This window comes from Pseudomonas sp. LBUM1676 (assembly GCF_059695605.1).
The window spans coordinates 3,147,878-3,160,277 of the sequence record NZ_CP166777.1; the positions used below are offsets into that span (position 1 = coordinate 3,147,878).

At 60.4% G+C, this 12,400-nt stretch carries 8 protein-coding genes; 4 read left to right on the top strand and 4 right to left on the bottom strand.

The genetic code is table 11. The annotated features are described in order from the left end of the window. Positions 1-112: 112 nt before the first annotated feature. Positions 113-1,543 carry a cytochrome c oxidase accessory protein CcoG gene (gene ccoG, locus ACA041_RS14695; protein ID WP_497441772.1) on the bottom strand — a complete coding sequence of 477 codons (1,431 nt, stop codon included), beginning with the start codon at positions 1,541-1,543 and terminating at the stop codon, positions 113-115. Between the two features lie 195 nt (positions 1,544-1,738). Next, the gene (locus ACA041_RS14700; protein WP_497441773.1) at positions 1,739-1,972 is read right to left on the bottom strand and encodes a DUF3203 family protein; all 234 of its coding nucleotides are present in this window, start codon (positions 1,970-1,972) and stop codon (positions 1,739-1,741) included. A gap of 129 nt (positions 1,973-2,101) precedes the next feature. Here ACA041_RS14700 and ACA041_RS14705 point away from each other — a divergent pair, with 129 nt between their 5' ends. Continuing rightward, a complete protein-coding gene (locus ACA041_RS14705; RefSeq protein ID WP_497441774.1) occupies positions 2,102-2,611 on the top strand; it encodes an MgtC/SapB family protein in 510 nt (169 codons plus the stop codon). Between the two features lie 54 nt (positions 2,612-2,665). Here ACA041_RS14705 and ACA041_RS14710 read toward each other — a convergent pair whose 3' ends face one another. Further along, entirely contained in the window at positions 2,666-2,833 is a 168-nt protein-coding gene (locus ACA041_RS14710; RefSeq protein WP_497441775.1) for a hypothetical protein, read from the bottom strand. A gap of 218 nt (positions 2,834-3,051) precedes the next feature. Here ACA041_RS14710 and ACA041_RS14715 point away from each other — a divergent pair, with 218 nt between their 5' ends. The 3 genes from ACA041_RS14715 to glgB all read left to right on the top strand — a co-directional run bounded on the left by ACA041_RS14715 (position 3,052) and on the right by glgB (position 10,857). Continuing rightward, the gene (locus ACA041_RS14715; protein WP_497441776.1) at positions 3,052-5,052 is read left to right on the top strand and encodes an alpha-1,4-glucan--maltose-1-phosphate maltosyltransferase; all 2,001 of its coding nucleotides are present in this window, start codon (positions 3,052-3,054) and stop codon (positions 5,050-5,052) included. Positions 5,053-5,281: 229 nt separating this feature from the next. Beyond that, a complete protein-coding gene (gene treS, locus ACA041_RS14720) occupies positions 5,282-8,623 on the top strand; it encodes a maltose alpha-D-glucosyltransferase (protein WP_497441777.1) in 3,342 nt (1,113 codons plus the stop codon). Between the two features lie 2 nt (positions 8,624-8,625). Next, on the top strand, positions 8,626-10,857 hold the full coding sequence (glgB, locus tag ACA041_RS14725) for a 1,4-alpha-glucan branching protein GlgB (protein ID WP_497441778.1): 2,232 nt from the start codon (positions 8,626-8,628) through the stop codon (positions 10,855-10,857). 162 nt (positions 10,858-11,019) lie between these two features. On the opposite strand, the gene ACA041_RS14730 is transcribed toward glgB, so the two are convergent. Continuing rightward, the gene (locus ACA041_RS14730) at positions 11,020-12,087 is read right to left on the bottom strand and encodes an autotransporter domain-containing protein (RefSeq protein ID WP_497441779.1); all 1,068 of its coding nucleotides are present in this window, start codon (positions 12,085-12,087) and stop codon (positions 11,020-11,022) included. Positions 12,088-12,400: the final 313 nt, after the last annotated feature.

Genomic DNA, 12,400 nt, shown 5'->3' on the forward strand with positions numbered 1-12,400 from the left:
TGGCGAGGGAGCTTGCTCCCGCTCGGCTGCGCAGCAGTCGTAAAATTTCAGGGGCGCTTCGCACCCCAGCGGGAGCAATCTCCCTCGCCACAGAACACCGCAGTCTAAGGGATCACCGGTTCATCGGCGCAACAAACCGGCTCTTGGCCACGCTATATATTTCAGGTTCATCACTGTCGACAATCTTGAAACTGATGCTCTGCGAGCCGCTGCCCGGACGTTCGCTGGTCATCGCTACCGACACCGGCACATCGACAATCTCGCCGGGTGCCAGGCTCAGCGCGGTCTTGCCTTGCAGCTGGAAGCCCTCGCCATCGACCAGGGTCAAGCGGTAGTCCTGACGTTGCTGGGTCTTGTTGATGACCTTCAGGCTATAGATGTTTTCAATCTGCCCCTGACTGTTCTCGCGGAACAGGCCGCGGTCCTTGCTCACGTCCAGCGAGACCATCGGCCGCTCCACCAACGCCAGGGCGAGGGCGCCGATCATCACCAGCAGCACCGAGGTGTAACCGATCAGTCGTGGTCGCAGCAGCCGGGTCTTGCCGCCCTGCAACTCATGCTCCGAGGTATAGCTGATCAGCCCTCGGGCATAGCCCATTTTGTCCATGATCGAATCGCAGGCATCGATACACGCCGCACATCCGATGCATTCCATTTGCAAACCATCGCGGATGTCGATCCCGGTCGGGCAGACCTGCACGCAGAGCTGGCAGTCGATGCAGTCACCGAGGCCGACTTGTGCCGGAGCTACCTCACGTTTGCGCGGGCCACGGTTTTCGCCACGGGCGACGTCGTAGGAAATGGTCAGGGTGTCCTTGTCGAACATCACGCTCTGGAATCGCGCATAGGGGCACATGTGCATGCACACCGCTTCACGCAGCCAGCCGGCGTTGATGTAAGTGGCGCCGGTGAAAAACAACACCCAGAACAGGCTGACGCCGCCCATTTGCCAGGTCAGCAACTCTTCGGCCAGCGGCCGGATTGGCGTGAAATAACCGACGAAGGTCAGGCCGGTCAGCAGGCTGATGGCCAGCCACAAGCCGTGTTTGGCCGAGCGCCGCAGTAGCTTGTTCATGCCCCAGGGTGCTGCCTGCAACTTGATCCGCTGGTTGCGTTCGCCCTCGGTGATCTTCTCGCACCACATGAAGATCCAGGTCCAGGAGCTCTGGGGGCAGGTGTAACCGCACCAGACTCTGCCGGCGAACACCGTGATCGCAAACAGACCGAAGGCGGCGATGATCAGCAGTGCCGACAGCAAAATGAAATCCTGCGGCCAGAAGGTCGCGCCGAAGATGTGGAACTTGCTTTCGGAAAGGTCCCAGAGCACGGCCTGGCGACCACCCCAGTTCAACCATACGGTGCCGAAGAACAGCAGAAACAGAAACCCTGCGCCGCTCATGCGCAACGTGCGAAACAGGCCGGTGAAACTGCGGGTGTGGATCAGGTTGTCGCTGGACCTGGCCTTCGTCTTTGGACGCGAAGGCTCGTAGCTTTGTACTGGCGGGACGCTTTCCAGGGTTCGGACGGGGATTCTATCGCTCATGGTCTTTCGCTCATCAGCCTCCATCAGGCGTGAGCACTATGAGCGCCGATCTTTTTGCATAACAGACTCAGCTATTGCAATAAAAAGCGGATCAGATGGGCTGCAAGCCCCGGACTGCGACAAGTTGAAGCACCTGTCGCAGCGCGATGCTGGCGCCTATATCAGGCGCCGGACGCTGTTGTTGATACGGGTCAGTCAAATCACCGAATCACTGTCAGTGGCCTTCAAATGCCTACGTCCGTCCACGGCACCTGCTACGGTCAATGCATCAGCTTCTGCTTCGGTGATGTAGATGTGCTGACCATTGATGTCCACCGCCGACATGGCCTTCTCAGGGTCAGTAATGATGGTGACGTCGGGACACAGACGAATTTCTTCGCCGTTCTCGGTAGTAAAGAAGCAGGTCTGGTTTTCGATGCGTACCGTCATGTCGGGTGTCCTTTTTTGGCGGGTTCTAAACTGTTAGGACGTTTTGGGCGGACATCGTTCTGTGCAACCGATTAATGGTCGCCGCGGTCCATCCACTATCGAGCAACTCAATCACTACAAGGACTGCGCATGAACGCCTGGTGGCATGAGGTTTGGGTGACCCTGCAAGCAGAGTTTGCCGACATCACGGATGCGTCGCAGCTGACCCGCATCACCGTGCGCCTGCTGATGGCTGCGCTGTTGGGGGGGATTCTCGGTTTCGAGCGCGAACAGAAAGGCAAGGCCGCCGGGGTGCGCACCCACATGCTGGTGGCGCTGGGGGCGGCGCTGTTTGTGCTGGTGCCGCAGATGTCCGGCTCCCAGGCCGACGCCATGAGCCGGGTGGTGCAGGGCGTCATCGCCGGGATCGGCTTTCTTGGCGCCGGGACCATCTTGAAAAACCAGGAGGGCGAGGAAGGCCACGTCAGGGGCCTGACCACCGCCGCCGGCTTGTGGATGACCGCGGCCATCGGGGTTTCAGCCGGGATGGGGCGCGAGGCGACGGCGGTGCTCAGTACCTTGCTGGCCTTGATAATCCTGGGTGTGATGCCGAAGATCGTGAACCTGCTTGATAAAAACGGTGACGAGGATAAGCCCTAGCGCAGCAGATCGTTCCCTCGCCACTCGCGTGGGAACGATCAATGCGCCGGGCTTTTACTCGGGCGTGACAATCACCGGCGGCATCGTCTCCGGTGGGTCTTCCCGCGGCGGCGGGGTGGTGCCCGGTGGCTCCTGCTCAGGCACCGGTTGCGGCTCGGTGGGCGGAATGGTCGGGTTATCGATGTTCGGATCGGGTGTTTTGGCCGGGACGGGAATAACCATCTTTGAAGCCTCCTTGTGGCACATGGCGTAGGACGTGCTTAAGTAGGTTGACCGTCGCACGCAGGAATTGATTCCCCCGAAGACTCAGGCAAATCCCCGTGAACTTTTACCCGCGCCCGTCGCTCGGAACCTAAGCGAGTTCATTCCGGGGCCGACGGCCTTGCGCGAATGGCGACCCAGCACAAGAGCGTCCATGGGGCGTAAAGGAGAGATGCTCGATGACTGCCGAAAAACCGACAGAGCTCAACTACAACCCGCATATGCCGCTGTCGCAGGCGCTACTGCTGCCGCGCATCGCGATCGAAAACACCATGCCGACCCTCGATGGCGGGCAGTTTGCCGTCAAAGCCGTGGCGGGGCAGGACGTGGTGGTGACCAGCAAAGTATTTGCCGATGGCCACGATCAACTGGCCGTGCGGGTGCGCTGGCGTGCCGATGGCGAGGAGATCTGGCAGAGCGAGGTCATGGTCAGCCTGGGCAATAATGGCTGGCAGGGCCAGTTCCACGTGGTGGAGCAGGGCCGTTATGTGTTTTGCATCGAAGCCTGGATCGATCAGTTCGCCAGTTTCCGCTATGAGCTTGAGAAAAAGCATCTGGCGGGCGTGCCCATCAGCCTTGAATTGCAGGAAGGGCGCAATCAGGTCCAGCAAGCGGCGGAGCGCTCGGAAGGCCAGTTGAGCGAAGACCTGGCGGCGCTGCACCATGCGTTGTCCGGGCTGCTCGAAATCGAGCAGGTCGCACTGTTCATGCACCAGCGCAGTGCCGAGTTGATGGCCCAGGCCGATCACCGCGCCTACCTGAGCCTCAGTCCCGAGTATCCACTGGACGTCGAGCGCCAACTGGCGCAATTCGCCAGCTGGTATGAATTGTTTCCACGCTCGATCACCGATGACCCGGCCCGCCACGGCACCTTCAATGATGTGCATTCGCGGCTGCCGATGATTCAGGACATGGGCTTCGACGTGCTGTACTTCCCGCCGATCCACCCGATCGGTCGCAGTTACCGCAAGGGGCCGAACAATTCCCTTACCGCCGGGCCGAATGATCCGGGCAGCCCTTATGCCATCGGCAGCGAAGAGGGCGGGCATGAGGCTATTCATTCGGAACTGGGCACCCGCGAAGACTTCCGCCGGCTGGTGGCGGCAGCGGCTGATCATGGGCTGGAAATTGCCTTGGACTTCGCCATCCAGTGTTCCCAGGACCACCCGTGGCTTGAACAGCACCCGGGCTGGTTCAACTGGCGGCCGGACGGCACGATCAAATACGCTGAAAACCCGCCGAAGAAATACCAGGACATCGTCAACGTTGACTTCTATGCCACCGATGCGATTCCCAGCCTGTGGGTCGAATTGCGCGACATCGTGGTCGGCTGGGTCGAGGAGGGCGTGAAGATCTTTCGCGTCGACAACCCTCACACCAAACCATTGCCGTTCTGGCAATGGCTGATCGCCGATGTGCGGGCGTTGCACCCGGAAGTGATCTTCCTCGCCGAAGCCTTTACCACCCCGGCGATGATGGCGCGCCTGGGCAAGGTCGGTTACACCCAGAGCTACACCTATTTCACCTGGCGTAATACCAAGGCTGAACTGGCGGCCTATTTCACCGAACTCAACGAATCGCCATGGCGCGAGTGCTACCGCCCGAATTTCTTCGTCAATACCCCGGACATCAACCCGGCGTTCCTGCATGAGTCCGGACGCGCCGGTTTTCTGATCCGTGCGGCGCTGGCGACCATGGGTTCGGGGCTGTGGGGCATGTATTCGGGGTTCGAGCTCTGTGAGTCGGCACCGGTGCCGGGCAAGGAGGAATACCTCAACTCCGAGAAATATGAAATCCGTCCACGGGATTTCAATGCGCCGGGCAACATCATTGCCGAGATCGCCCAGCTCAACCGGATTCGCCGGCAGAACCCGGCGTTGCAAACGCATCTGGGGCTGAAGGTCTACAACGCCTGGAATGACAACATTCTGTATTTCGGCAAACGCAGTGCCGACGGCAGCAATTTCATTCTGGTGGCGGTGAGCCTTGATCCGCATAACGTCCAGGAAGCGAATTTCGAACTGCCGCTGTGGGAAATGGGCTTGCCCGACGACGCCAGCAGCCAGGGCGAAGACCTGATGAGCGGCCATCGCTGGACCTGGCACGGCAAGTACCAGTTCATGCGCATCGACCCGGCGCATCTGCCGTTCGGGATCTGGCGATTCACGACCACTGTTTGAGGTGCACTGCGCTTCAGAGGGAGACGAGCTTTTGTGGCGAGGGAGCTTGCTCCCGCTGAGGCGCGCAGCGGCCCTGTTTTCTTCAGCTGCACCCGATTGACAGATTCTACGACTGCTTCGCCCGGGCGCGGATCGGCCGACGGGAGCAAGCTCCCTCGCCACAGGCAACGACCACTCCTCGGATTGGCGCCCGGCTCAGTGGTTATTTTGTATTCAACAGGAGTTTCAAATGGCGAAGAAACCCAAGGCTGCCACCTTTATCAAGGATCCGCTGTGGTACAAGGATGCAGTGATCTACCAGGTTCACGTCAAATCGTTTTTCGACTCCAACAATGACGGTATCGGCGACTTTCCCGGGCTTATCGCCAAACTCGATTACATTGCCGATCTGGGCGTCAATACCATCTGGCTGTTGCCCTTCTATCCCTCACCACGGCGCGACGACGGCTACGACATTGCCGAATACCGTGGCGTGCATTCCGATTACGGCACCATGGCCGATGCCAAGCGGTTCATTGCAGAAGCGCACAAGCGTGGCCTGCGGGTCATTACCGAGCTGGTCATCAACCACACCTCGGATCAGCACGCCTGGTTCCAGCGTGCGCGCAAGGCGAAGAAAGGTTCGGCGGCGCGGGATTTCTACGTCTGGTCCGATGACGATCATAAGTACGACGGCACCCGCATCATTTTTCTCGACACCGAGAAGTCCAACTGGACCTGGGATCCCGTGGCCGGCCAGTACTTCTGGCACCGGTTCTACTCTCACCAGCCGGATCTGAACTTCGATAATCCGCAAGTCATGAAGGCCGTGCTGTCGGTCATGCGTTACTGGCTCGACATGGGTATCGATGGTTTGCGCCTGGATGCGATTCCGTACCTGATCGAACGTGACGGCACCAACAACGAAAACCTGCCCGAGACCCACGACGTCCTCAAGCAGATCCGTGCCGAAATCGACGCCAACTACCCGGACCGCATGCTGCTGGCCGAGGCCAACCAATGGCCCGAAGACACCCAGCTGTACTTCGGCGACACCGACGCCAAGGGCTTGAATGGCGATGAGTGCCACATGGCGTTCCACTTCCCGCTGATGCCGCGCATGTACATGGCGCTGGCCCAGGAAGACCGGTTCCCGATCACCGACATCCTGCGTCAGACCCCGGAAATTCCGGCCAACTGCCAGTGGGCGATTTTCCTGCGCAACCACGATGAACTGACGCTGGAAATGGTCACTGACAAGGAACGCGATTACCTGTGGAATTACTACGCGGCCGACCGTCGGGCTCGGATCAACCTGGGCATCCGCCGCCGCCTGGCGCCATTGATGGAGCGCGACCGCCGCCGTGTCGAATTGCTCAACAGTCTGCTGTTGTCGATGCCTGGCACGCCGACCCTGTATTACGGCGATGAAATCGGCATGGGTGACAACATCTACCTCGGCGACCGCGACGGCGTGCGCACGCCGATGCAGTGGTCCATCGACCGTAACGGCGGTTTCTCCCGGGCCGATCCGGCGAGCCTGGTGCTGCCGCCGATCATGGACCCGCTGTACGGTTACCTGTCGGTCAATGTGGAAACCCAGGCCGGTGACCCGCATTCGCTGCTGAACTGGACGCGGCGCATGCTCGCCGTGCGCAAGCAATCCAAGGCCTTCGGTCGCGGCACGCTGAAAATGCTCTCGCCGAGCAACCGCCGGATTCTGGCGTACACCCGTGAATACACCGGGCCCGATGGCAAGTACGAAATCATCCTGTGTGTCGCCAACGTATCGCGCAGTGCACAAGCGGCTGAACTGGACCTGTCCGCCTACGCCGGCATGGTGCCGGTGGAGATGCTTGGTGGTAACGCCTTCCCGCCGATCGGTCAGTTGAATTTCCTGCTGACCCTGGCGCCTTACGGTTTTTATTGGTTCGGACTCGCAGCGGAGAATCAAATGCCCAGCTGGCACGTAGAACCGGCGCAAAGCCTCCCGGACTTCACGACGCTGGTGTTGAAGAAACGCCTGGAAGAACTGCTCGAAGCGCCGTCCCGTGGCACGCTGGAGCAGGGCATTTTGCCAAACTGGTTGCAAAACCGCCGCTGGTTCGCGGGCAAGGATGCGGCCATCGAGAAGGTCCACCTGGCTTACGGTGTACGCTTCGGTGATGCGCAGCATCCCGTGCTGCTGAGTGAAATCGAAGTCACCAGTGGCGGACAGACCAGCCGTTACCAATTGCCGTTCGGCTTCATTGCCGATGATCATGTCGGGCCCGCGTTGCCGCAGCAACTGGCACTGTCCCGGGTACGACGTGGACCTCAGGTCGGTTTGATCACTGATGCGTTCGCGCTGGAAAACTTCATCCGGGCGGTGTTGCAGGGCATGCAGAACAACACCCTGCTGCCTTCGGATGGCGGCGAGATCCGTTTCGAAGCCACCGACGAATTGGCCAAGCTGGGCCTCACGGCTGAGCCGGAGGTGCGCTACCTGTCCGCCGAGCAGTCCAACAGCTCGGTGGTGGTCGGCAGCAGCATGGTGCTCAAGCTGATCCGCAAAGTCGCCTCGGGTGTGCACCCGGAACTGGAAATGAGCGCGTACCTGACCGAAGCCGGTTTCGCCAATATTTCGCCACTGCTGGGCGCGGTGATTCGCCGCGATTCGGCGGGCGAAGACAATCTGTTGATGATCGCCCAGGGTTACCTGAGCAATCAGGGCGATGCCTGGGAATGGACGCAGAACAACCTGGAACGGGCGTTGCGCGATGAACTGGCCGACGCCATGTCCGAGCAGGAGCAGCATTACAACGCCCTCGGCGAGCTGAGGGACTTCGCAGGCATGCTCGGCCAGCGTCTGGGGGAAATGCACAAGGTGCTGGCGGCACCGACCGACAATCCGGACTTTGCGCCGCAAGTCACCACCCAGAAGGAGGCGCTGGCGTCGGCCAAGGATGTGGCGGCGCAACTGGAAAACGCCCTGAAGTTGCTCAAGCAGCATCAAGGCGAACTGAACTCGGCGGACAAAACCCTGGTCAGCCGCTTACTGGACAACCAAAAAGCCATTCTCAGCCACGTCCAGGAATTGGGCAAAAAGGCCGTCGGTGGCTTGCGGATCCGCGTTCACGGTGACTTGCATCTTGGGCAAGTGCTGGTGATCAAGGGGGACGCGTACCTGATCGACTTCGAAGGCGAGCCGGCGCGGCCGCTGCACGAACGTCGTGGCAAGCACAGCCCCTATAAAGACGTCAGCGGAGTGTTGCGTTCTTTCGACTACGCTGCGGCGATGACGATCAACGTGCATAACGTCGACAACACCGAGGTGGCCCAAGCCGCTCGCCAGCGCGTCGCCGAGCGCTATTTAAATGAAGCGCGACAAGCATTTGTCGACGCTTATCGGCTGGCGGCAGCTAGTCTTGCTCATGCATGGCAAGATCCGGAAGGCGAGGACGCCGCGCTGGCGTTGTTCGGTCTGGAGAAGGCGGCTTATGAGGTGGCGTATGAGGCTGAAAATCGCCCCACATGGTTGCCCGTGCCGTTGCACGGTTTGTATGGGCTATTGAGTGGGCTTAAACCCTTTTCCGATTTTGATGGAGAGTAGTCATGAGTTTCTCGAACAGGGAACAGGGTCACGCTAAAGAAGCGCTGTTGCCCAAGGCACGGGATATCGATGCTCTGGTACGTGCCGAGCATCATGACCCCTTTGCAATTCTCGGCCCCCACGGCGATGGCGCCGGTGGGCAATTCATTCGGGCCTATCTGCCGGACGCCTTGAGCGTGCAGGTAGTGGCCAAGGACTCCGGGGAGGAACTCGGCAACCTCGAGGCCACTCAGACGCCCGGGTTGTTTGTCGGGCACTTCGATCGGGCGCAACCGTACCTGCTGCGAACCCGTTGGGCCGGCGGCGAACAACTGTCCGAAGACCCTTACAGCTTTGGCCCGTTGCTCGGCGAGATGGACTTGTACCTGTTCGCCGAGGGTAACCACCGCGACCTCAGCGCTTGCCTGGGGGCGCAACTGAAAACCGTCGACGGCGTCGACGGCGTGCGCTTCGCCGTGTGGGCACCGAATGCCAAGCGGGTGTCGGTGGTCGGTGACTTCAACAACTGGGACGGTCGCCGGCATCCGATGCGTCTGCGTCATCCCACCGGCGTCTGGGAAGTCTTCATCCCGCGCATGCAAGCGGGGGAGGCCTACAAATACGAAATCCTTGGCAGCCAAGGCATTCTGCCGCTCAAGGCCGACCCGATGGCCCTGGCCACCTCGCTGCCTCCGGACACCGCCTCAAAAGTCGCTTCACCGCTGAATGTCGACTGGCAGGATCACGACTGGATGCAATCGCGTGGCGACCGTCATCGGCCGAGTGCGCCGCTGTCGATCTACGAACTACACGTCGGTTCCTGGCAGTGCGAGCTGGATGATCTGGGCGAAGTCGCCCGCCAATACACCTGGCACGAATTGGCCGAGCGCCTGATTCCGTATGTGAAGGAACTGGGCTTCACGCATATCGAACTGATGCCGATCATGGAGCATCCGTTCGGTGGCTCATGGGGTTATCAACTGCTGTCGCAGTTCGCCCCGAGCGCCCGATACGGCTCGCCGGAAGATTTCGCCGCGTTCGTCAATGCCTGTCACCAGGCGGAGATCGGCGTGATCCTGGACTGGGTGCCAGCGCATTTCCCGACCGATACCCACGGCCTGGCGCAGTTCGACGGCACCGCGCTGTACGAATACGGCAACCCGCAGGAAGGGTTCCACCAGGATTGGGACACGCTGATCTACAACCTGGGCCGCACCGAAGTGCACGGCTACATGCTGGCTTCGGCGCTGCACTGGCTCAAGCATTTCCACGTCGATGGCCTGCGGGTCGATGCCGTGGCTTCGATGCTGTATCGCGATTACTCGCGCAAGGCTGGCGAGTGGGTACCTAACCGCCATGGCGGCCGGGAAAATCTCGAAGCCATCGACTTCCTGCGTCATCTCAATGATGTGGTCGACCTCGAAGCCCCCGGTGCCCTGGTGATCGCCGAAGAATCCACAGCGTGGCCCGGTGTCAGCCAGACCACCCAACAGGGCGGACTGGGTTTCGACTACAAATGGAACATGGGCTGGATGCACGATTCGCTGCATTACATCCAGCAGGACCCGGTGTACCGCGCCCATCACCACAACGAACTGAGTTTCGGCCTGGTGTATGCCTGGTCCGAACGCTTCATCCTGCCGATCTCCCACGATGAGGTAGTGCATGGCAAGCATTCGCTGATCGACAAGATGCCCGGTGACCGCTGGCAGAAATTCGCCAACCTGCGGGCGTACCTGAGTTTCATGTGGGCGCATCCGGGCAAGAAGCTGCTGTTCATGGGCTGCGAGTTCGGCCAGTGGCGCGAGTGGAACCACGACCAGCAGCTGGATTGGTACCTGCTGCAGTACTCGGAACACAAGGGCGTGCAGAAACTGGTCGGCGATCTCAATCGGCTGTATCGCGAGGAGCCGGCGCTGCATGACCAGGACGATGCACCGCAAGGCTTCCAGTGGTTGATCGGGGATGACGCGGTCAACAGCGTCTACGCTTTCATGCGCTGGAGCAAGGACGGGCGGCCGGTGCTGGTGGTGGCCAACTTCACGCCGGTGCCGCGCGAGGCTTATCGCATCGGTGTGCCGTTTGCCGGGCGCTGGACCGAGGTGATCAACAGCGATGCGGCGACTTATGCCGGCTCCAACTATGGCAATAGCGGCGGGGCGTTTACCGACGAAGAGCCAAGCCATGGGCAGGCATTGTCGCTGGTGCTGAACTTGCCACCGTTGGCGGTGCTGATGTTGCGGCCGGAGGGTTGATCTAACACCGCGTCGCGCCCTTCGTCGGAACGCCGCCCGGAGCAAGCCCGCTCTCACATTGGATTGATGTCGTACACAAAACCAATGTGGGAGCGGGCTTGCTCCGGGCGGCGTTCCGACGAAGGCGTCAGCTCAAACACTGCATTCCCTCGGGTCAAACACTCACCACCGCATCCGCACCCCCAGACTCCCGATCAACCCGTTCAGATCATTGTCATCCACATCACTGCTGTAATCGGCGCTGACGTACAGACTCACCGCGGGCGTCACCCTGGCCACCAGCCCCAAACCCACTTCGACCGTCGAGGAATAGCGACTGCTGCTGATCTTGTCGACTTGATCCAGGGTCACCGCATTGCCGGTGTACACCGTGTGCCACAAGTTGGTCCGCACATAAGGTTCAAGGGGCAGGCCATTGATGTCGTAACTGCCTTTCAACTTGGCACCGACCCGACCGCTCCAGGAGGTCAGGTCGTTGGACGAGGCGTTCCTCGATTCCGCATTGGGGGTGTCCAGGGTGATCCGTTGATTGATCAGTTGTGCCTGGGGTTCAACCACCCAGTTTTCGCCCAGGCCGATCGGGAAACCACCTTCTACCGACAGCGTCACCGCGCTGCCTTCGGTCGCTTGCCGGGCGCCCTGGCCGTTAAGGCTGTAGCCGTTGACGCGGCCGCCACTGGCACTCAAGTCGACGTGCCAGCCTTGGGGACCGGTCAGACTCCAGTAGGCGCCGAGGCTCTCGCCTTGCAGGTTGAGGGTGTCGGTCTGGGGATCGGCAAGGGCGCGACTGGTCAGCAAACCGGTGCTATTGCCCTGGAACTGGCTCGTGCCGCCGATCAGCCCGACCCGCTGGGTATGGCCGCTGCCACTTTGCAGGGTGAGGATCGCCGGGCCTTTGAGTTCGTTGGCGCCCGGGATGGAAGAACCCTGGGCCAGATAATCGGTTTGTGCCTGCCGCGATGCCTGCCCGTAGAGCTGATCCCACGCCGAAGGGGCGGCGTCTTCGATAGTGAGACGCGCACCTCGCAGGTCAGGATGGGGGTTCAAGTATGCGGAATAGGTAACAGCCGAGGCGGGCAAGCTGGGCGTGGCAAGCGCCTGGTCATACCAGGGTGGGCTTATTGGCTCGGCAGGCGAGGCTTGGACTTCCATGGATGAACACAGCAGGAGAGAACTGGACACGGTGCAAAACGTGACTTTGATCTCTTGTGGGGTCAGTGATTTTTTCATGGAGGTCTACCTTGCAATAGCATGCCTTATCTCGCTTGGGCGTCTCTCTCCTACCCCGATTGAGGGGCGACCGAATGGGTTGGGCAAACCTTTGGCGGCCCGTTGTCGCGGGTGCCTGGAGGTTTGCCCCTGGTATGTTTCCGGGGGTAGTAACGTGTAGCTAAGAAGACCGTTGACCTTGCGTCAAGAATTTGGCCGATAAGCGGTATTGGTATTTTAGTGATTTTAAGTGACTGATTTATGGCGCATCTCTAACCGCTTGTTTGTTGGTCAAATCGTCAAAAAAGCTGCGGGCTAAAGCGTTTGCACTCGC